At 62.7% G+C, this 20,153-nt stretch carries 24 protein-coding genes; 16 read left to right on the top strand and 8 right to left on the bottom strand.

Annotation, left to right across the window (positions count from 1 at the left end):
- The first annotated feature begins 94 nt into the window (after positions 1-94).
- The 3 genes from BHD07_RS16430 to BHD07_RS16420 all read left to right on the top strand — a co-directional run bounded on the left by BHD07_RS16430 (position 95) and on the right by BHD07_RS16420 (position 2,024).
- Positions 95-1,372 carry a DUF763 domain-containing protein gene (locus tag BHD07_RS16430; RefSeq protein ID WP_338281685.1) on the top strand — a complete coding sequence of 426 codons (1,278 nt, stop codon included), beginning with the start codon at positions 95-97 and terminating at the stop codon, positions 1,370-1,372.
- 129 nt (positions 1,373-1,501) lie between these two features.
- Positions 1,502-1,771 carry a hypothetical protein gene (locus BHD07_RS16425; RefSeq protein ID WP_086017526.1) on the top strand — a complete coding sequence of 90 codons (270 nt, stop codon included), beginning with the start codon at positions 1,502-1,504 and terminating at the stop codon, positions 1,769-1,771.
- A gap of 76 nt (positions 1,772-1,847) precedes the next feature.
- Positions 1,848-2,024 carry a hypothetical protein gene (locus tag BHD07_RS16420; RefSeq protein ID WP_164866835.1) on the top strand — a complete coding sequence of 59 codons (177 nt, stop codon included), beginning with the start codon at positions 1,848-1,850 and terminating at the stop codon, positions 2,022-2,024.
- 10 nt (positions 2,025-2,034) lie between these two features.
- On the opposite strand, the gene BHD07_RS16415 is transcribed toward BHD07_RS16420, so the two are convergent.
- On the bottom strand, positions 2,035-2,367 hold the full coding sequence (locus BHD07_RS16415) for a hypothetical protein (RefSeq protein WP_338281681.1): 333 nt from the start codon (positions 2,365-2,367) through the stop codon (positions 2,035-2,037).
- 141 nt (positions 2,368-2,508) lie between these two features.
- On the opposite strand from BHD07_RS16415, the gene BHD07_RS16410 reads away from it, so the two are divergent.
- Complete coding sequence (locus BHD07_RS16410) at positions 2,509-2,724, top strand: hypothetical protein (protein ID WP_026169042.1); 216 nt, start codon at positions 2,509-2,511, stop codon at positions 2,722-2,724.
- A gap of 16 nt (positions 2,725-2,740) precedes the next feature.
- On the opposite strand, the gene BHD07_RS16405 is transcribed toward BHD07_RS16410, so the two are convergent.
- A complete protein-coding gene (locus BHD07_RS16405) occupies positions 2,741-3,280 on the bottom strand; it encodes a cupin domain-containing protein (protein WP_338281678.1) in 540 nt (179 codons plus the stop codon).
- A gap of 139 nt (positions 3,281-3,419) precedes the next feature.
- On the opposite strand from BHD07_RS16405, the gene BHD07_RS16400 reads away from it, so the two are divergent.
- Positions 3,420-4,142, top strand: coding sequence for a glutathione S-transferase (locus tag BHD07_RS16400; protein ID WP_324763511.1), 723 nt, complete (start codon positions 3,420-3,422; stop codon positions 4,140-4,142).
- Positions 4,143-4,145: 3 nt separating this feature from the next.
- On the opposite strand, the gene BHD07_RS16395 is transcribed toward BHD07_RS16400, so the two are convergent.
- Both BHD07_RS16395 and treZ read right to left on the bottom strand, forming a co-directional pair.
- Complete coding sequence (locus BHD07_RS16395) at positions 4,146-4,787, bottom strand: UdgX family uracil-DNA binding protein (protein WP_338281674.1); 642 nt, start codon at positions 4,785-4,787, stop codon at positions 4,146-4,148.
- Positions 4,788-4,873: 86 nt separating this feature from the next.
- Positions 4,874-6,679, bottom strand: a complete 1,806-nt coding sequence (treZ, locus tag BHD07_RS16390) for a malto-oligosyltrehalose trehalohydrolase (protein ID WP_338281673.1) — start codon at positions 6,677-6,679, stop codon at positions 4,874-4,876.
- Between the two features lie 142 nt (positions 6,680-6,821).
- On the opposite strand from treZ, the gene glgX reads away from it, so the two are divergent.
- Positions 6,822-8,918: a glycogen debranching protein GlgX gene (glgX, locus tag BHD07_RS16385; RefSeq protein ID WP_338281671.1), complete on the top strand. Its 2,097-nt coding sequence runs from the start codon at positions 6,822-6,824 to the stop codon at positions 8,916-8,918.
- Positions 8,911-10,053, top strand: a complete 1,143-nt coding sequence (locus BHD07_RS16380; RefSeq protein ID WP_338281669.1) for a DNA topoisomerase IB — start codon at positions 8,911-8,913, stop codon at positions 10,051-10,053. Before glgX ends, BHD07_RS16380 begins: the two co-directional genes overlap by 8 nt.
- A 194-nt stretch (positions 10,054-10,247) precedes the next feature.
- Here BHD07_RS16380 and BHD07_RS16375 read toward each other — a convergent pair whose 3' ends face one another.
- Complete coding sequence (locus tag BHD07_RS16375; protein ID WP_102761718.1) at positions 10,248-10,985, bottom strand: BON domain-containing protein; 738 nt, start codon at positions 10,983-10,985, stop codon at positions 10,248-10,250.
- A gap of 167 nt (positions 10,986-11,152) precedes the next feature.
- Here BHD07_RS16375 and BHD07_RS16370 point away from each other — a divergent pair, with 167 nt between their 5' ends.
- The 4 genes from BHD07_RS16370 to BHD07_RS16355 all read left to right on the top strand — a co-directional run bounded on the left by BHD07_RS16370 (position 11,153) and on the right by BHD07_RS16355 (position 12,669).
- Positions 11,153-11,317, top strand: coding sequence for a hypothetical protein (locus BHD07_RS16370; protein WP_018099003.1), 165 nt, complete (start codon positions 11,153-11,155; stop codon positions 11,315-11,317).
- A gap of 94 nt (positions 11,318-11,411) precedes the next feature.
- Positions 11,412-11,711, top strand: a complete 300-nt coding sequence (locus BHD07_RS16365; protein ID WP_338281666.1) for a DUF2934 domain-containing protein — start codon at positions 11,412-11,414, stop codon at positions 11,709-11,711.
- 75 nt (positions 11,712-11,786) lie between these two features.
- On the top strand, positions 11,787-12,227 hold the full coding sequence (locus tag BHD07_RS16360) for a CBS domain-containing protein (protein WP_010976090.1): 441 nt from the start codon (positions 11,787-11,789) through the stop codon (positions 12,225-12,227).
- Positions 12,228-12,300: 73 nt separating this feature from the next.
- Positions 12,301-12,669 (top strand): hypothetical protein, encoded by a 369-nt coding sequence (locus tag BHD07_RS16355; RefSeq protein ID WP_338281658.1) that lies wholly within the window; start codon positions 12,301-12,303, stop codon positions 12,667-12,669.
- A 116-nt stretch (positions 12,670-12,785) separates the two neighbouring features.
- Here the strand turns inward: BHD07_RS16355 and BHD07_RS16350 are convergent, their stop codons facing one another.
- The gene (locus BHD07_RS16350) at positions 12,786-13,220 is read right to left on the bottom strand and encodes a DUF4168 domain-containing protein (RefSeq protein WP_100671545.1); all 435 of its coding nucleotides are present in this window, start codon (positions 13,218-13,220) and stop codon (positions 12,786-12,788) included.
- Between the two features lie 306 nt (positions 13,221-13,526).
- Here BHD07_RS16350 and BHD07_RS16345 point away from each other — a divergent pair, with 306 nt between their 5' ends.
- The 5 genes from BHD07_RS16345 to BHD07_RS16325 all read left to right on the top strand — a co-directional run bounded on the left by BHD07_RS16345 (position 13,527) and on the right by BHD07_RS16325 (position 18,171).
- Positions 13,527-13,919 (top strand): RidA family protein, encoded by a 393-nt coding sequence (locus tag BHD07_RS16345; protein WP_018098999.1) that lies wholly within the window; start codon positions 13,527-13,529, stop codon positions 13,917-13,919.
- Between the two features lie 135 nt (positions 13,920-14,054).
- Positions 14,055-15,053 (top strand): TRAP transporter substrate-binding protein, encoded by a 999-nt coding sequence (locus BHD07_RS16340; protein WP_338281655.1) that lies wholly within the window; start codon positions 14,055-14,057, stop codon positions 15,051-15,053.
- Positions 15,054-15,136: 83 nt separating this feature from the next.
- On the top strand, positions 15,137-15,613 hold the full coding sequence (locus BHD07_RS16335; protein WP_338281653.1) for a TRAP transporter small permease: 477 nt from the start codon (positions 15,137-15,139) through the stop codon (positions 15,611-15,613).
- Entirely contained in the window at positions 15,610-16,890 is a 1,281-nt protein-coding gene (locus BHD07_RS16330) for a TRAP transporter large permease (protein ID WP_338281651.1), read from the top strand. Before BHD07_RS16335 ends, BHD07_RS16330 begins: the two co-directional genes overlap by 4 nt.
- Positions 16,891-16,926: 36 nt before the next feature.
- Positions 16,927-18,171 carry a Zn-dependent hydrolase gene (locus BHD07_RS16325; RefSeq protein ID WP_338281649.1) on the top strand — a complete coding sequence of 415 codons (1,245 nt, stop codon included), beginning with the start codon at positions 16,927-16,929 and terminating at the stop codon, positions 18,169-18,171.
- 53 nt (positions 18,172-18,224) lie between these two features.
- Here BHD07_RS16325 and BHD07_RS16320 read toward each other — a convergent pair whose 3' ends face one another.
- Positions 18,225-19,145: a LysR family transcriptional regulator gene (locus BHD07_RS16320; RefSeq protein ID WP_338281647.1), complete on the bottom strand. Its 921-nt coding sequence runs from the start codon at positions 19,143-19,145 to the stop codon at positions 18,225-18,227.
- 162 nt (positions 19,146-19,307) lie between these two features.
- Positions 19,308-20,117 carry a class I SAM-dependent methyltransferase gene (locus BHD07_RS16315; RefSeq protein ID WP_338281645.1) on the bottom strand — a complete coding sequence of 270 codons (810 nt, stop codon included), beginning with the start codon at positions 20,115-20,117 and terminating at the stop codon, positions 19,308-19,310.
- Between the last annotated feature and the right edge of the window lie 36 nt (positions 20,118-20,153).

The raw sequence follows: 20,153 nt of genomic DNA, 5'->3' as shown, positions 1-20,153 counted from the left end.
TCGCTTCGTGCTCCAATTTCCACTATGTTAAGTGGGTCGGCGCGGCGCCTGATGGCGACGCGCCCTGTCGGTCGGGACGCAGAACGGAAACACTATGGCTCAAAGAGCAGGCAATGCGGATCTCCCGCTGCATGGCGGCCGCGTGCCGCGATGGCTCGGCGACCGTATGACGCGCCTCGGCGCGCTGGTCACCGAAGCGGTGGTTCATCACTATGGACGCGACGAGTTTCTAAGGCGGCTTGCGCATCCGTTCTGGTTCCAGTCCTTCGGTGCTGTCATGGGCATGGACTGGCATTCCTCCGGTATCACCACGAGCGTCATCGGTGCGTTGAAACGCGGTCTCACCCCGCTTGCCGGCGAGCTGGGCATCCATGTCTGCGGCGGCCGCGGCCAGCACTCCCGCAAAACGCCGGGCGAACTCATGTCGATCGGCGATCGTGTCGGTTTCGATGGCGGCGCATTGGCAGAAGCGAGCCGCCTCGTCGCCAAGGTCGACAGTGCGGCCGTTCAGGACGGCTTCGATCTGTACCTGCACGGTTTCGTCGTCACGGACGATGCCAGGTGGGTGGTCGTCCAGCAGGGCATGAACGGCGACCGCCGGCAGGCGAGGCGCTATCACTGGCTCTCGGAGGGCCTGACAAGCTTCGTCGACGCGCCGCATAGCGCGATCGAAGGCAGAGAACAGGGCGAGATCGTCAATCTGGCCGACCGCCGTGCCGCCGCCTCGAGGACCGCGCAGCTCGATCTCCTCCAGTCATTCGGGCCCGACGGGCTCTTGCGCGAGGTCGCCCGGATCGAGTCTCGGGGGGCTCCTGTGGCCTCGCCGGCACAGCCGATGCTGCCGCATCTCTTCATGCCTGCCCATCACGATGTACGCGAAAGTGATGTCAATCTCCGGCGCCTTCACGGCAACTTCGCCGCCGCCGCCGACCGTGGTCCGGCGGATTTCAAGGACCTGCTGCTGGTGCCGGGCGTGGGCGCGCGGACGGTCAAGGCGTTGGCGATGGTCGCGGAGGTGGTCCACGGGACGCCTTGCAGGTTCTCGGATCCCGCCCGCTTTTCGCTCGCCCATGGCGGCAAGGACCGCCATCCGTTCCCCGTACCGGTGAAAGTCTACGACGAGACGATCAGGATCATGAAGTCCGCGGTCAGCAAGGGCCGGCTCGGGCGCGAGGATGAGCTTGCGGCTCTGAAGCGGCTCGACGAGCAATCGCGCCGGCTGGAGCGCTACGTCACGGGGCCCGACCTGAAGGAGATCGTCGCGGGCGAATTCAGGGACTCCGCGCGTTTCGGCGGGCGCAGCATATTCGGCTGGGAACCGCACGACGACGAGGCAACCGCCGCGGAGCCAAGCGACCGCGCACGGCGCTGAGGCGGAACAATAAGCGCAGCGATCGATTTACACAGCTGGGGCGCGTTGAGCGCACACCGCTTCGCTGCCGCTGAGGATGGCGCTTCGGACACGGAGGCGCCGCCGGCATGCCAGTTGATGGAGTTTCCGATGACCGCTGCGATGACTACGATCGACCACGACACGATCCGCAATTGGATAGAAGCCCGCAAGGGGCAGCCGGCGCGCGTTAAGGGCGCAACCGAAGGCGGTGGTGGTCTGCTTCGCGTTGATTTCGGCAAACCGGAAGACACGCTGGAGAAAATTTCCTGGGACGAATTCTTCAAGATCTTCGACGACGAGAATCTGGCCTTCCTCCATCAGGACATGACTGACGACGGGCAACCCAGCCGCTTCTGTAAATTCATTAATCGGGACTGACCCGAAGACGGACCTCGGAGGAGAAGCGGAAGGAGCACTGAGGCCGGAATGCCTTTACGGCGGAAAGGATCTCGCGATGCTTACGATCAAAAAACCGGAACCCGCGACGGAACGCGAAGGGCGCCCTGTGCCTCCTTTTACCGGCATCGAGCCGGCGCCTGCAAAGATCCGGAAGCCTTCGACCGACGATTGCGAACGCCTCGATGACCCGGATTCGCTTTTCTGGCGCGGCGTGTGGATGACCGTGTTTTAGGTCCGGAAAACTAGGCGTTACCGCCAAGTGTCTGCTCGAGCTCTTCGAGCCGCGCCGTCAGGCGCTTGATCTCGTCGCGCTTTTCGGCAACCACGTCTTTTGCTGTTTCGAGCCTGTCGCCTCCGGGCACCGTGCCAACGGCCGTGTGGGTCTCGGTCGCGATGGCGTCGATTTCGGATTGTAGCCGGGCGATGCGCTCGCGTAGTTCGTCGAGTTGGTTCCCGACCCCCGGCGCGCTCTTCCGATCTCGCCCCCATGCGTCGATCGGCTCGTCGACGCTCGGTGGGTCGAGCGGGCGCGCATCAGCCCCCGGGCGCGGTTCTCCATGTTTGTTCGTGCTCATGACTGAACTCCCGTAAGCGTCATCAACTCGAAAGCGACGTCTATGTTCCGTCGGCAGCGCTGACCGTCGCAGCAATCGGCGGGCAGCATGGAACTTCCCGCGACGGCTGCCGTTTTCCTTATCGCCACCTGGGAGGGTCCCATGCATTCCGAAGAATACCTCGAGCTTCACTACGACCTGCTGAGCCACAGGGCGCTCCTGTCGTGTGGCCGTAAGGCATACGTCCTGCCGGACATCTACGAGACCAAGGAAATGGCACAGATCGCTGCCCAGAAATTCGCCTGGGAAAAACTGGGACTGAAAGAGCGGGCAGCGGGCTGCCGCACCGCCGCCGACCTCCCGGTCTGGCTGCGCTGACGACTGCGGCGCGTGATCAGTGGCCGTGTGCTTCGCCGAGACCGTCCCCCGCATGCATGGCGGACTGCCACACGGTGACCGCAGGTCCTTCTGCGCCGAGAATGGGGTCCAGGCTCGGCAGCGGCACCAAGGCGATTGCCTTACGGTCATCCGCGGTCGCGGCGCCCCTCTGGATCTCGGCATCCTGACCTGGCGGATAGCCGCCGACGACCAGGAAATCCATGCTCGCCTCGTTCCGGCGGTGGCCCGTACCTGCCGGGAGGAGGATGACGTCGCCGGCTGCGACCTCGACCTCCTGTCCTTCCGGCCCTCCGATCAGCAGCCGTGCCCGGCCTTCCGCGATTCCGAGAACCTCGTGCGCACCGCAATGGTAATGGTGATGGGCAAAGACGCCGTTGCGCCACAGGCCGCGCCAACCATTGGCCCGGAAGCGTTCCTCTATCTGTGTGGCTCCATTTTCCGTAACGTCGACCGCTTGACGATAGACCAGGACCGGCAGGCGCGGGTTGTTCGGTACGCCGCCGCTTTCGGCGAACATGAGCTCTTCGATTTTCATTGGTTTTCTCCTCGGCGCAGTATGTTCCGTTCCCTGCCGAACCGGAACGAATTGCGCGGCTGTATGTTTCCTTCAATCGTGCTCAGAATAGACTCCGGCCGCGAACAAAGATGAATGCTGGCAAAGAAGGGGACCTTTCATGCCATACAAGCTCTATTACTGGGATGGTATTCCCGGCCGCGGTGAATTCGTGCGCCTCGCGCTGGAGGAGGCCGGCGCGGATTACGTCGACATTGCCCGCCAGCCGGGCGGCACGAATGAAATGCTGAAGCTTATGAAGGAGCCCGGTGAAGCCGCCGCTCCCTTCGCTCCCCCGTTCCTCGTCGATGGCGACCTCGTCATAAGCCACGTCGCCAACATTCTTTTTTATCTCGGGCCGAGGCTCGGCCTTGTTGCCGAGGACGAGGGACTTCGAACCCTCACCAATGGTCTGCAGCTGACGATCACCGATTTCGTCGCGGAGATTCACGACACGCATCATCCGATCGCCGTGTCCCTCTATTTCGAGGACCAGAAGCCTGAAGCGCTGAGGCGGTCGGCCGATTTCCTCTCCGAGCGTCTGCCGAAGTTTCTCGGCTATTTCGAACGCGTGCTCACACAGAACCCCAAAGGGCCGAGCCATATGGTCTCGGACCGGTTGAGCTACGTCGATCTTTCGCTTTTCCAGGTGATCGAAGGCCTCCGCTATGCCTTTCCCAAGGCGATGGATGCCTATGAGGCAAACATCCCCGGACTGGTCGCCTTGCATGATGCCGTTCGTGCACGCCCGAGAATTCTGAGCTATCTGGCCTCGGAGCGGCGGCTCGCCTTCAACGAATCCTGCGTCTTCCGCCACTATCCGGAACTCGACCGGCAGTCCTGACCGTCAACCGATGCGAGCCTTGACCTTGGCGAGATCGTCGACAAACCGGGCGCGTTCCGCTTCGGGGTCGGATCTGCCTCGGATTCTCAGAAGATAGGAGGGGTGGATGGTCACGAGAACGGAGAAGCCCCCGGGCGCCGTCAGAAGCTCGCCGCGGTTTCTGGTGACACCCACGCTTCGCCCGAGCAGGGACATCAGCGCCGTGGCCCCGAGCGCGACGACGATTTCGGGGCGGAGCTCATCGAGTTCGGCGCCGAGCCACCAGGCGCAGGCCTGAATCTCACCGGCATTCGGCCGCGAATGCAGCCGGCGCTTGCCGCGCTGTTCGAATTTGAAGTGTTTGACGGCATTGGTGAGATAGCACTCCGAACGATCGATGCCGGCTTCGTGCAGGCATTCGTCCAGGATGCGCCCGGCGGGTCCGACGAACGGGCGCCCGGCAAGGTCCTCGCGGTCGCCGGGCTGTTCGCCGACGAGCACGACACGGGCGTCGACCGGACCCTCGCCGAAGACCAGTTGGGTGGCGTTCTTGTAGAGGTCGCAGCGCTCGCAACTCTCCGCCTGCCGCCGCAGAGAGGCAATCGTGGTTGCCTCGGCGTGTTCGCCGGCAAGGGCCGGTCCAAGTTTCGCAGGCTGTTTCGGCATCGTTCCTCGAGGCGCTCTCCCTTTATTCTCGCCGCGGCGTCTAACCGTGAGGCTCAAGGCATGTTCCCCTGTCTGCCGATGGCGTGTCACCGCGCAATGGCGACGGCGATGCCTGGACCGGCCAACTCGCTGCCGTCGACGGTCTCGCCCCCGGACGTTTCGCTCGTGAAGATCGGCTGACCGCGAATTGCGGGAACGGCCTGTCTCTCCTGAAAAAGATTGACGCGCAGTTCCAGGCAATCCTCGCCGAACTGCCAGTCGACGGCGATGATGCCGTCCTTGCTCTCGTATGCACGGCAATCCGGTACGGCGGTGCCGGCGATCAGCGGCACGATGTGCCGCTGCCTTATCCCGGTGAGGTCGCGCATATAGGCAAGATGCCGCTCGCCGGCAGGGCTTGTCGCGCGGCTCCAACGCAGCTTGGAGCCGGCAAAGACGTCCGGGTCGAGCGGATCGGGCAGCTCGTCCATCGTCTTGCCCTCTGGAAGGCCGCCGAAGTTTTCGGCTTCGTCCCGGCGTCCCAGCCGGATAGCCTCGGCTATTTCCCCCTGGTAGTCGGCGAAGAAACAGAAGGGCTGCGTCTCGCCGTATTCTTCACCCATGAACAGGAGAGGGATTTGCGGCGTCAGCATGTGCATAGCCGCCAAAACGCGCAGCCTGTCCTCCTGGAGCAGCGAGGCGAGACGTTCACCGAAGGCGCGGTTGCCGATCTGGTCGTGGTTCTGCAGGAAATTCACGCGGCCTTGCGGCGGCACGCGGGCTCGGCTCCCCTCAGGAGAGAAATTGTCTTCCTTTGCCGGCACGGCGAAGCCATCGGCCAACGCGCTGCGGATCTTGCCCCAGGGCTCGTCGGCGAAAGGGCGATAGTGGCCCTTGGTTTCGCCGGTCGCCACGACGTGGAGAGCATTGTGAAGATCATCGTTCCATCCCGCATCGAAGAGCATGCGTGTGCCGCTCGCGTCGCGCCGCAGAAGGCTCCTTCGGCGGTGAGCGTCTTCCAGCACCAGGTGGATCTGGCGCTCGGCGAACGTTTCCCGAACCTCGTGCTCCAGCGCGAGGAGAAAATGCGGCCTGGTCGTATCGCGGATCTGTTCGGTCGCATCGAGACGCAATCCGTCGAAACGGAATTCGCCGAGCCAGTAGAGCGCGTTCTCGATGAAGTAGCGCCGGACCGCTTCCTCCTCGAAGGCGATCGACGCGCCCCACGGTGTCGGGCGATCCTTGTTGAAGAAGCGGCTCGCATAGCGGGAAAGGTAATTTCCCTCCGGCCCGAAGTGGTTGTAAACGACATCGAGCAGGACCGTCAGACCAAGCGAATGGGCCGCATCCACGAGCGCCTTCAGATCATCCGGCTTGCCGTAGGCATTATGCGGAGCATAGTGCAGCACGCCGTCGTAGCCCCAGCCCCGCATCCCGGGCAATTGCGCGACGGGCATGATCTCGATCGCGGTGATTCCGGCCCCGGCCAGATGCGGCAAGCGCTCGATTGCAGCGCGGAAGGTGCCCTCCGGCGTGAAGCAGCCGACATGCAACTCCGAAATGACCGTCTCCTCCCAGGGCCTGCCGCGCCAGGAGGAAGCCTGCCATTCATAGGCGGCGTGATCGACGACGATCGACTTGCCTGAAGCTTCCCGCTCCTGTGCCGAGGAGGCGGGATCGGCGACCTCGGTGCCGTCGGCAAGGCGGAAGCTATAGCGCTCCCCCGCCTTCGCCTCGAGCGTGATTTCGAACCAGCCGCCATCGAGTGACTGCATCTTATGCGCGGCCCCGCCGAGAACCAGATCGAGGTCCCGCTCGTCGGGAGCCCACAACCGAAACCGGCATGTGTCCCCGTCGATGAAATTCGCGCCCCAGCTGTTTCTGAAATGTCCACGTGTCGAACTCGCCGGCATCGATATGTCCCTCGAGATGAAAGGCGAGGAACTGGCCAAGCGCGGGGAAAGTTCCCCCGGCACTCGTCCGGGAGGAGGAACAAATGCCTGCCCGTTGCGTTGCATCAAAGCTGCCGGGCAAGGCGGTAGAGGGCGCGACTGAATGAACCTGACTTTTTCCGAACTCGATTTCATGAAACCTGAACTCGGTGCAGAATACACCGGGCAGGGGACCCATTTTGCGGTCTTCTCGGCGCATGCGGAGAAGATCGAACTCTGCCTGTTTTCCGAGGACGGGCGCGAGGAAACGGCGCGCATGCCGCTGCCGAAGCGCGAGGGCGACATCTGGTCCGGTTACATCGAGGGTATCGGTCCCGGCACCCTCTACGGCTACCGCGCCCACGGACCTTACGATCCGCACAATGGTCACCGCTTCAATCCGAACAAGCTGCTGCTCGATCCCTACGCCAAGCTGGTCGCGGGTGAGCTCATCTGGGACGATGCGCTCTTCGGATACACGATCGGCAGCCCCGAGGGCGATCTTTCCTTCGACGAGCGCGACAGCGCCCCCTTCATGGTGAAGGGCGTCGTTCAGGACCCGACTTTCGACTGGGCGGGCGAAGAAGCGATCCGCCGTCCCTGGACGGAAACGATCATCTACGAGACGCATGTCCGCGGCATGACCATGACGCATCCCGGCGTGCCGGACGAGCTGCGTGGCACGTTTCTCGGCATGGCGAGCGATCCGATCATCGAGCACCTGACGAAGCTCGGCGTTTCGGCGATCGAATTGATGCCGGTGCAATATTTCCTCGACGACCGTTACCTGGTGGAGCGGAATCTCAGAAACTATTGGGGATATCAGACGCTCGGATTCTTCGCGCCGCACGAGCGTTATCTCAAGGGCGACCGCTTTACCGAATTCAAGACGATGGTGAAGCGGTTTCATTCCGTCGGCATCGAGGTTTTGATGGATGTCGTCTACAACCATACGGCCGAGGGCTCGGAACGGGGCCCGACCTTGAGCTTCCGCGGGCTCGACAATTTCAGCTATTACCGCCAGTCGCCCGACGAGCCGCGCCACACCTACGACACGACCGGTACCGGCAACACGCTCAACGTTGCCCATCCCCTGGTGCTGCGCATGGTCCTCGACAGCCTGCGTTATTGGGTGGGCGTGATGCATATCGACGGCTTCCGCTTCGATCTCGCAAGCACGCTCGGCCGCGAATACATGGAGTTCGATCGCGAAGGCGGCTTCTTCGACGCGATCCGGCAGGATCCTATCCTGGCGGGTGTGAAGCTGATCGCCGAACCCTGGGACGTCGGCGAGGGCGGCTATCAGCTCGGCGGCTTCCCACCGCCGTTCCGCGAATGGAACGACCGGTTCCGCGACGACGTCCGGCGCTTCTGGAAGGGAGACGGCGGCATGGTTCCGGTGCTTGCCGAGCGCATTCTCGGTTCGCCCGTGCAGTTCAGGCACTCGGACCGTGCCGCGACCTCGTCGATCAACCTGGTGAGCGCCCATGACGGCTTCACCCTGATGGACACGGTCTCCTACGGCGAAAAGCACAACGAGGCGAACGGCGAGGAGAACCGGGACGGTCACTCCGACAATCATTCCGACAACATGGGCGCCGAGGGCCCGACCGACAACGGGGAGATCATCGAGGCGCGCAAACGGCGGCGGGCGGCCATGCTCGCCACCCTGATGATCAGCCAGGGCGTGCCGATGGTGCTCGGCGGCGACGAGCTGGGAAACAGCCAGCAGGGCAACAACAACGCCTATTGCCAGGATAACGAGATCGGCTGGCTCGATTGGAGCGGAGCGGAGGATAGCTTCGTGGATTTCTGCCGCAAGCTCCTCGCCTTCCGCAAGGACCATCCTGTCTTGCGGCAGGAGCGATTCCTCGACGGAGAGCCCGACGAGAATGGACGGGTCGAAATCGCCTGGTACAAGGCGGATGGCAGTCCCATGGACGAGGATGCCTGGCACGACGCCGAGCTCCGCCTGATTTGCGCCTATATATGCCGCGTCGGGCAGGGCGAAGCTTCGCCGGCCGGCGAGATCGTCCTCGTGCTCAATGCAGGCGGTGATTGCGAGATAGCCCTTCCCCGCGGAAACGGAAGCAGGCGCTGGCAACGCGTGCTCGACACGGCAGCCGAAGAACCGTTCGGCACGTTCGCCAGCGCGGATCGCGACACTATCCCGGCGCAGAGCGTCGTCGCCTTCGTCCCGCAGGAGGGAGGCAATGGCTAGAGCAACGATGGTCGACGTGCTCGAACCTCCGCCTTGCGTGATCGTGGATGGTCCGCGGAACCTGGCGGCGGCCGGTCTCGTGCCCGAGGAAACCGGGCTCGTCTATGTCAGCGACAGCGAGCCGGGCATCCGGCGGCAAAGGCGTGGCAAGGGGTTTGTCTACCGAATGCCGGACGGCTCGATCGTTACCGATCCGTCGATCAAAAGCCGCATAGCGGCGCTGGGCCTGCCGCCTGCCTATGAAGACGTCTGGATCTGCCTCGAAGAACGGGGGCATCTGCAGGCCACGGGCTACGATGCACGCGGACGAAAACAGTACCGCTATCACAGCGCGTGGCAGGCTCTCAGGAGCGCCGACAAATTCGCGCAACTGGTGGAATTCGGCAAGGCGTTGCCCAGGATACGGCGCACCATACGGCGCCACATGCAGGGTGACGTGGAAAACATGCAAACCGTGCTCGCCGCGCTGGTGGCCCTGCTGGACGAAGCCCATCTGCGCACCGGCAACCAGGCTTACGTGCAGGCCAATGGGAGCTATGGTGCCACGACGCTTTTGAAGCGCCATCTCAGGCTGGGCGACGGCTTCATCGAGCTGAAATTCATCGGCAAGGGCGGCAAGCGCGTCCAGCGGCTGCTGCGCCGCCCCAAATTGCAGCGGTTGCTCGAAGAGATCGCGGATCTGCCGGGCAGACAGCTTTTCGTCTGGAAGGATGAAAACGACGCCCTGCGGCCGGTCGATTCCGGCCGGCTCAACCGGTACCTTTCAGAGGTGGCCGGAACAGCGGTTTCGGCAAAGACATTCCGGACCTGGGGCGGCACTCTCGCGGCTTTCACGGCCGCTCGCACCGCGATCGAACAGGGTGAGTGGCCGACGATCAAACAGATGAGCGAAGCGGCTGCTTCCGTTCTTCACAACACGCCCGCCATCAGCCGGAGCAGCTACATTCATCCGGATGTGCTCGCTCTCGCCGACAAGTCGGCCTCGATCTCCGCGCGACAGCTTCAGGCGCGCGGGCGCTCGGACAACGAACTGCGGGTGGAGGAACAACGCTTGCTGAGTTTTCTTCGGCGCTCGGCGCACTGGAGGGCGCGGCAGGCAAGATCTGCCGCGGAGCAGCGACGCGCTTCCAACTAAGGCCTGTTGAGATTTTTGGTGCCGACCGTGCGCCATTGATCGTAGCCGATCAATGGACAAAAACATGCACCAGCTAAGACGCGCGGCGCTGCAGGAAACTTTTCCGAGGACTGAAATCTCTCCGCCTCATCCCTGTGACGAGCACAGGGGATGAGGTGATCAAACGACCCTCGGCTCGCACGCCCGCAATCGCCTCAACTAAGATCGGTGAGGTTCGGGTTCTGCTGAATAGTGCCGGTATCCGCCGTCTCGATGCGCAGGTTGTTTTGCACATTCGTGACTCCAGATACATTCTCTGCACAGTCCTCGGCGCGGCGCTTCGCCCATTTGGAGCTCACCGAACCATTGAGCTGTACTTCGCCGTTCGACACGCTCACTTCGATGTTGGAGGCGTCGAGAGCGCCGTCGTCACTCAGGCGGTCGCTGACATCTTCCTGGATGCGGCCGTCGGTGCGCCTGTAGCCTTTCGGGCCCTTGCCGCGGTGCCGGTCCATCTCCCGCCTGCGTTCGGCATCTTCGTCACCGAACCAGGAAGCGACCTCGTCGCTGGCGCGGTCGAGAAAATCGCGGTCGTGGCGATAATCGCGCGTTTCGCCGTAACCTCCGTAGCCGCGGTAACGGCCCTCGCCGCGATAGCCATAACCGGGGCCGTGATAATCCCTGAAATAGCGCTCGCGGCCCCTACGATCGTAGTCGTCGTCGCTCCAGCGTTCGCGTTCGCCGCCGCGGTAGCTCCCGGTCGGCCAGTTCATCGAGCTCTCGTAGTCGGCGCCACGCGGCTCCACATCTTCGTCGAAGCGGCTGCGCGCCCGACCGCGGCGCTCGGACCCATAGTTGTAAGGGTCGCGCTGGCGCTCGTTCTCCCAGTCGCGGCGGGCCCAATCGCGACGGCCGTAGGGATCGTATCTGCCATAGTCCGGGTGTCTGGGCATGGGCTCTCTCCTGGCTTTTGCTCTTGCTGATGTTGGGTCAAACCCGCGATCGGCCCAAAGGGTTCCGCGCTTCTCCCCGTTCCCTGCGCCGCCGGCGGAACAATCCCGCACGGTCGGGATTGTCCCCGAAAGAGGGGTGTCGCCCCCGCATCCCAAGGGAGATGAAAATGCCGAACCCGCGTCAGCCGGAGCCAGTACCGGAGCCGCCGCCGCCGGACTTGCCGCCCTGGTATCCCGAGCCGCCGATCGAGGAGCCCGATCCGGACCGCCTTCCGGATGAAATTCCGGTCCCTAATCCGGACGAAAATCCGGAGCCGCCAAAGCACATTTGAAGGTCCCCCGCGGATGTCGCCGCGGGCGGAACAAATGGACGGTCGCGCCGTTTGAAACTCGCCATCAACGAAGTCCAGCGGCGAGGTAAGGGACATGGACGAGCGAAGGGACATAGACAACGAACGCGAAGAGCTTATCAGGCGCAGAGCCTATGCGATCTGGGAGCAGGAGGGTCGGCCGGACGGGCAGCATCAGCGCCACTGGGAGCAGGCCGCCAGAGAAATGCAGGGACCGGAAACGCAAGGACCGGAAACGAAGGGAGACGGCTCCGCGCCGGAGAGCGGGAGCCAGGGCAACGGCAGCAGGCGGCGCGAAAAGCAGACCGCGGCGGGGGCTGGGGCGCCCGCTTCGCCCGAGGGAAATCCGGCGGCCCGCCCGGACGGCGGGCGCTGAGCGGCCGTAACGGCGGCTCGAGCCTTCCCGGGCTGCCGATGAAACCGTGCCGATGAAACGTGAAGGAGAAAACAAATGCGTGTATCGGAGATCATGACAAGAGACGTTCATCTTGCAAGCCCCAACGACACCATAACGGCTGTTGCGCGGCAGATGGCGGAAAACGATATCGGCTTCATGCCGGTCGGAGACGATGACCGCCTGATCGGCATGATAACGGACAGAGACATCGTCGTGCGCGGCGTTGCCGATGGTATGGACCCGCAGGCACGGGTGGCCGACATCATGACCACGGACGTGAAATATTGCTTCGACGACGATGAGGTGGACGATGTCGCGCGCAACATGGGCGACATCCAGGTTCGACGGCTGCCCGTGGTGAACCATGACAAGCAGCTGGTCGGGATCGTTTCGCTTGCCGACGCGGCCCGTGAACAGCCGCAAATGGCCGGCACCGGCCTGAAGGGCGTGACCGAACCCGGTGGATCCCACAACCAGTCCAACCGAAGCGGCTGAACGGTCCGGCGGTTGGGCACGGATGGGGGCGCGATGGCGCCCCCTTTCTCATTTTGCACAAGGGAGGCCAACTATGGCGGGGAAACAGGAAAGCATGCCGATCCGGACTGGTCTCGCTCCCGGCGGTGCCGCGGAGCCCGACGATCACGTCGCCGATGCGGGCGATTCAGGAAGCGGTGCGCCGTATCTCGGCGAGGTGGATCGGGCGCGCCCCGACCCGCCACAGCCGCATCCGCGCAATCTTAGTGCAGGCGACGGAAAGGTCGCGATGACGCTTACGAATACGCCGACCGAAGCGGGCGCCGAAGCGAACGACGCCACTGGCGGCGAATACTGGAATCGGGTGCTCGGCGACAATACGAACGCCGGCACGCTGCGTTTCCTAGCCGCTCTTGGACTGTTCGTTCTGATAGCCGCGGCACTGTTCTGGCTCGTCAGCTGAAGAGCTCGGATCGTTTCACGCAATGGTGAAACGATCTAAGTCTTTGAAATGCGCAACTCCGGACAGAAAATCGCCACGCGATCTTCTCGGAGCTGCTCAAAGTGTCGAAGCCGTGCTTACTGCTGCTGCGGCTGCTGCGGCGTGGACGTCTGGAGCTTTTCCTGAACCTTCTGGGCAAGCGCTGGATCACTCTGCGCAGCCTTGAGGATCGTCGTATATTCCTCCACCGACATGTTCGGCGCGGTCTCTACGGCTTTGACCATTTCCTGACTGGCTTCGTTCTGCAGCTTCGCCTTCGCGGCCTCGTCGGTGGTAGCCCCGATTTTCGTGGAGTACTCCTGCCTTACCTTGTCGACCTGAAGATAGGCCACTGCAAAGGCCTCGATCTTCTGATCGCTGATCGGGGCGCCTGTGCCGCCGGCGTCGGGTTGGGTCTGTGTCGGCTGCGCCTGTTGCGCCTGCGCGATTTCCAGCGCCGAAGCCGGGCTGAGAAGCATTAAACTGGAGGCTGCAACGGTCAGCGATGCAACGAGTGTATAGCGAGTAATCATGTTCTGTCCTCCATGACGTGCATGACTTGATCGGCAGCAATACCGCCTTGCTCGTTCGCTCCGCCGTCGAAACGACGCAAGCGACTCGGGGAGCATGTACGCCCCGGAAGTGCTCGGTGCGGCGACGACGGGGCAATTTGCTGACCATTAGGCGGCAGCTTTGTGGCTCCCTCCGGGGCATGCGGAACAAGATGCAGGGGCTTGGAACGCAATATACGCGACGGCTATACTTTGCTCGAAACGTGGCGCAAACGGTATCTCCCACACAACCGGGCACGATCTGCTCCGACAAAAGGGTCATGCGACATGAAGCACGAAATTATTGAAATCCCTGTGATTTCCGAAGCAATCCGAAGACTGGGCGCGCCGACCTCCGCGTTGACCCGCGTCGGCGGTCTTCTCTATACGTGCGGGATGCCGCCGATCGACCTGAACACAGGCGAGATCGTCAGGGGAGACATGACCATCCAGACGCGCGCCTGCATGGACGCGCTCTCGTTCACCCTCCGCCATGCTGGCTCCTCGCTCGACAATGTCTTCAAATCGCTCGTCTTTATCACCGATAACGATTTGGCGGCGGAGATGAATGCGGTCTATCGCGCGTATTTTCCGGGCGGCTTTCCGGCCCGCAGTTGTGTGGCGATCAAGCCTTGGACGCATTTCGATATCGAGATCGAATGTATCGCCACCGTGGAGTGATACGATCTTTTCTCACAGGAAATCGCAGCCACTCCCATAAGCGGACTCAATGTTTGTCATTGGGTCCGGCTATTTGCGTTGCGGGCATCATGCCCGCCTAATATGCCCAGAATAAACGCAACAAATGAGGGCGCTATGAAACTGGGCATTTCGAAAATTTCCCGCGGTCTTGCCGCCACCGTGATCGCTGGCATCGTCGGACTTTCCGCTCATACGGCTGCCATGGCCGAAACAACGATCCGTCTCGGCCACGTGCTTGCCGACACCCATAGCTGGCACAAGGCCTCGACGGACTTCACCAAGGAGGTCTCGGAGAAGACGGAAGGCCGCGTCAAGATCGAGATCTTCCCCTCCGGCCAACTCGGCACGGAGAAGGAAGTCATCGAGGGCATGCAGATCGGCACCATCCAGGGCGGCCTGATCGGCAGCGGCTCCTTCCAGTTCGTCGAACCGAAGTTCGGCATCATCGAAATGCCCTATGCCTGGACCAGTCGCGAACAGGCTTTTGCCGCGCTCGACGGCAAGCTCGGCACAGCGCTTGCCGATCTGCTTCGGCCGAAAGGCATCGAGGTTCTCGCCTGGTGGGAAAACGGCTTCCGCAACATCACCAACAACAAGCATCCGATCGTCAAGCCGGCCGATCTCGCCGGCATCAAGATCCGCGTAACCCCGGACAAGGTTCGGCTGGCGACGTTCGAACGTCTCGGCGCGCAGCCTGCGCCGCTGGCCTTCGGCGAGCTATACTCGGCCCTGCAGCAGGGCGTGTTCGACGCCCAGGAAAATCCGCTCTCGATCATCGATGCCTCGTCGTTCTACGAAGTACAGAAATACGTTTCGATGACCGGCCACATCTGGGGCGCCGCATGCTTGACGGTGTCGAGCATGACCTGGGCGCAGGTTTCCCCCGAGGACCAGGCCATCGTGAAGGAAGCGGCCGTCAAGTGGGGCAACGCTCAGCGCCAGATGGTTGCCGATAACGAGGTCGCGCTGATCGAGAAGCTGAAATCGAAAGGCATGCAGTTCAACGAGGTGGACAAGGCTGCCTTCGTCGACGCCCTGAAGCCGATCTGGGAGAGCGAGAAGGACGTCTTCGGTCCCGAGCTGCTTGAAGTCATGGACAGCTACCGCAAGTGATGCGGTCGTCCTGCCCGCCGGTTGCGGGCAGGACGTTTCCCATCGCCGGGCCATGTCCGTCCGTCCACACCAGCGAGGCTTCCATGCAAGACGCATCGACACCGCGCCCGCGGATTTCCAATGCCATAGACAACGTAGCCCGCGCGGCGGGCGGCCTGGCCATCGCCACCTTCACCGCCATCATCGTCTACGTCGTCATTTGCCGTTATGCCCTTTCCTTCACACCACGCTGGTCGGAGGAGATCCCGCGTCTTCTCTTGGTTTGGGTGACGTTCATCGGTGCGGTTTCCGCCTTCGTCCGCAACACGCATCTTTGCGCCGGCCTGACGGACCTGCTCGTTGCGCCCGGCCGGTTCCGTTCCTTCCTGGCCGTACTCGCGCGTCTGGCATCCCTCCTGTCCCTGGTCGTCGTCATCTGGTCCGGATGGAAGATAACGGTGCTGACATGGTCGCATGAAACCACGGTCCTGAGCTGGCCCGCCGGGCTCGTCTATCTCGCGCTGCCGGTCACCGGCGCCACCGCGTTCGTTGCCCTCGTTGCCGCGGAACTGCGCAAATGAGCCTTGCCCTTCTCGTCCTCTTTGCCGTCTTCATTCTTTTGCTCCTGATCGATGCACCGATCGCGATTGCGCTTGCGCTTTCCTCGGTCGCTTATCTGCTGGTCGGCGATGTCTTGCCGCTGATGGTGGTCGCGCAGCGCATGGTCGCGGGGATCGACAGCTTCACGCTGCTTGCAATCCCGCTTTTCCTGCTTGCCGGTTTGCTGATGGTGCATGGGGGGCTCGCCCCGAGGATCGTCAATCTCTGCGCGGCTGTCGTGGGACAGCGGACGGGTGGTCTCGCCATCGTGATGATTGCCGCCTGCATGATGTTCGGCTCGCTCTCGGGATCGGGTGTCGCTGACGTGGTGGCGATCGGTTCCATGCTGCTGCCGGCCATGAAGGAGCGCGGCTACGATCCGGGCTTCTCCGCCGCAGGTCTCGGCTGCGCCGGTTCGCTTGGCACGGTCATTCCGCCGTCTATTGTCCTGATCGTCTACGGAACGGCGACCGGAACGTCGATCGGGCAGCTTTTCATCCACTCGATCGGTCCAGGTATTCTGCTCGGTCTCGGGCTGATGGTCGTCGCGTGGTGGATTTCCCGCAAAAACGGTTGGAAGGGCGGGGAACCGTTCAGCTGGACTCGGCTGGGAACCGCTCTGCGCGAATCCGTGCTTGCCCTGCTCGCGCCGGTCATCATCGTCGGCGGCATCCGCTTCGGCATCTTTACGCCGACGGAGGCGGCGGGCATCGGCGTCGCCTATGCGCTGCTCGTCGGGGCTTTCGTCTATCGCCAGCTGACGCTCGCCAAGGTCTTCAACCTCTTGCGCGAAACGACGGAAATGACCGGTTCCATCCTCATCGTCATCGCGGCCGCCTCAGTCTTCGGCTGGATCCTGACGGTCGAGCAGGTTCCGCAGCTCGTCGTCAATGCCATCACCGGCGCGACCGAGAGCGGCACGGTCGCTCTCATACTGATGATGGTCGCGGTCCTGGTCCTTGGCACTTTCATGGAATCGATCGCCATCATTCTCATCCTTGCGCCCGTTTTCCTGCCGGTGCTGCGGGTCTTCGAGATCGATCCGGTCTATTTCGGCGTACTGCTGACCATCAACTTGGCGATCGGCGCCAACACACCGCCACTCGGCATCGACCTGATGGCCGCGTGCCGCACCGGTGGCATTCCGATGTCGGCGTCCTTCCGCTACCTGCTGCCGTTCATCGGCGTCATGGCGCTCATCATGTTCCTCCTCATTCTCTTCCCGGGGCTGATGACACTGATGTCGCTCGGAATGTGAGCCGCTTCGTCCGCAATTGCATTTGAAAGGTGAACCATGTCGTTCGCATCGAACACCCGTGCCAACATCGATCGCTTCTGGTCGACCATCGAGACTTCCGCCGAAATCGGCCAGGGGCGGCCGGGCGGTCTCGCCCGCCTCACGCTGACGGACGATGATCGCAGAATGCGCGACCTGTTCGTCAACTGGTGTCGTGATGCGGGGCTGAGCGTCGAGATCGATGAACTCGGCAACATCTTCGGGCGGCGCGAAGGAAGCGACCCGTCGCTGCCGCCGGTGCTGATCGGCAGCCATCTCGATACCCAGATCAACGGTGGTCGCTTCGATGGGATTGCCGGCGTTCTTTCCGGACTAGAGGTGATCCGTACGCTGAACGACGTCGGTCACGTCACCCGCCGTCCGATCGTCATCGTCAACTGGACGAATGAGGAGGGAGCGCGCTTCTCGCCGCCCATGGTCGCATCCGGCTGCTTCGTCGGGGCCTATGACGGGGACTGGGTCAAAGAGCTCGTCTCCGACGACGGAGCGCGTTTTGGCGCCGAGCTCGAGCGCATCGGTTACAACGGAAACAAGCCCTGTCGTGCCGGTGAGATCGATGCCTATTACGAGTTGCATATCGAGCAGGGGCCGATCCTCGACCTCGAGCAACGCGATATCGGAGTGGTGACGGGCGGATATCCGAGCTACGGGATGAGGGTGCGCTTTACGGGAAAGACGGCGCATACCGGCCCGACTCCGATGGACCTGCGCCGCAATGCGCTGATCGCGGGCGCACGCTGGCTCACTGCCGTGGACGACATCGGCTGGGACTTTGCCGTCGGCGACGGCAAGGCGACAGGCGCCCGGCTGGCGGCGTGGCCGAACAAACCGGGCATCCTCTCCGACACGGCCCAAGCGATCTGCGACGTTCGCCATCCCGATGCGGCGACCGCGCGCGTCATGGGTGAAAAGATGCGCCGTGCCGTCTTCGAAAGCGCCGCCCGCGCCGGCTGCGACGCGGTGATAGAGGACGAGTGGTTTTGGGGCGGGGACATCTTCGATCACGCGATGGTGGATGGTATCCGGGCGGAAGCGGTCCGGATGGGCTACGACTGGCGTGACATCCAGTCCCAGGCCGGCCACGATGCCTATTTCCTCGCGCGACATTGCCCGACGGCAATGATCTTCACGCCCTGCAAGGGCGGCATCACCCACAACAACGAGGAAGACTGCGACCGCGACGATCTTGCGCCGGGCCTCAATGTCCTGTTGCACGCCGTCGTGGCGCGCGCCGACCGCTGATCGATCGGAGCACTTCCAGGAAGATTGCGTACCGGCTTTCCGCCGGGACGTTCTCAGTGCATTTCCGGGTAGAGCGAACGTAGCTCCTGCATCAGGTCGATGAAATGTTGCTCGGCGCGGGAATAGTCACCTTCCGGGTGCGTCACCAAAAACACGTCCGCGCCGAGCGGATAACCCTTGATTTCGAGCGGCCACAGAAGTCCGCTCGCGACTTCGTCGTGAACGGCCGTCAACGGGAGAATTCCGATCCCGAGGCCGGCGACGATCATGCGTCTCACCTCCTCGAGATTTGGGCTTTGCCCGCTGATCCGTTCGCCGAGACCGAGGCTTTGGCTGAGGACCGCCATCGGCTCGAGACCCATGCCTTCGGTGGCGCAGGTAAAGGAAACAAAGGATTCCTGCCGCAATTCCCTCTTCTCCACCTCCTTACGGCCGAAGAGGGGATGCTCAGCGCCGCAATAGACGCTGAATTCTTCGCGAAACAGCAACTGACAATTCAGGCTGAAGACGGGGCGCGACAGGAGACATAATCCTATTCCGCATTTCTCCATCTGGATCCGCTTGACCGTGTCCTGGCTGTTCTGGACCTCCATCACCCAGGTTACGGAGGGATAGCGCTGATGGTAGAGACGCAACGCTTCGTTTATGAGCGGGGACTCGAGGTTCGAGATGATCTGGATGCGCACCTCGCCGAACTCCTCGGCGGTTCTTTCCTGCGTGAGCTGGCCAATCCGCTCGACGGCACGGAAGATCTCACCGCATTCCTCGTAGATTTTCTGCCCTCGGGCCGTCAGCTCGAACTTCCGGCTGCCGCGGAGGACGAGCTGACAGGCCAACTGCTCCTCCAGTCGTTGCAGCGCCTGACTGACCGATGGCTGGCTCATGTTCAGCCGGGCCGCTGCCCGCGTGAGGCTTCGCTCTTCGGCGATCATGAAAAACGATCGCAGGAGATTGAGATTGAGATCTGTCGACATCGTACGGGCCTATCCAATTGCAACTCCACTCACGTGGGGTCGGCACCAGCTGCTGAACCACGATGGCAGTGCAGCTTCCCGGAGAGATAGAGCACCGACACGTCGAAGCTCAAGAGTGCTGAATTGGCCCGCCGCCGCGCGCAGCCTTTCAGTAGGCCGGCATCAGGCCAGGGGTTTGCTTGCGCGGATCGCAAAGCGATGCTGGCTTCTGCGCGCAAGGCCCTTGAACAGATTCCAGTTCTTTGCCTGCATCCGGTGTATCTCTCCGAGATCGGTATCGACCGTGATGTCGGCGAAACCGGCCGCCCGCAACAATTCGACGACGGCCTCGGCGCGCGCTCCTTGCGAGAAGTGGACGCGGGCAAGAATGCTTCGATGCGTTTCCAGCATCTCGCGCGGCTGTGATGGAGCCTCGGGCCCGAGTAGGCCGACACGCTGCCCCCAGGCGTTCAGCGACGAAAAGAACCGCTCGAGCCGGGTCGAGTTGACGAAATCGCCGTCGACGACGAGAAGCCTGCCGCCGGGCTTGAGGACGCGAAGCCATTCCCTGAAGGCTGCGGCCGGGTCCACCAGCGTCCAAACGAGATGCCGGTTCACGACGACGTCATAGTGGTCGTCCGGCTCCATGGTATTTTCCGCGTCGCCAATGCGGAAGGAAATATCGCGACCGCGGCTCTTCGCTTTTTGCCGCGCGCGTTCCAGCATCGGCTCGGCCCAGTCTATACCCGCCACCCGGAAGCCGAGATCGTCGAGAAGGTGCGAGACCACTCCGGTCCCGCTCGCAAGATCGAGCGCCGAGCGACCGGCTCCCTCGCCGACATGGCGCAGGACGAGCCGATGCCAGGCGGCGCGTTCCTCCTCGGAAAAAATCTCGTGGCCGGGAGAGAGATCGAAAGTGGCCGCACGTTGCGACCAATAGGCTTTGATTTCATCGCGAAGATCATAATTGGGCCGCGTTGCAACGTCGCTCATTTTCAGTCCCGGTGTCGTCTGTTTGGAAGCGTTCTA

Origin of the sequence: Sinorhizobium sp. KGO-5 (genome assembly GCF_036245905.1) — a bacterium.
In the GTDB taxonomy this organism is placed as follows: Bacteria; Pseudomonadota; Alphaproteobacteria; order Rhizobiales; family Rhizobiaceae; genus Sinorhizobium; species Sinorhizobium meliloti_A.
Note: the sequence above shows the minus strand (reverse complement) of the source record. Positions and strands in the feature narration are given on the sequence as shown.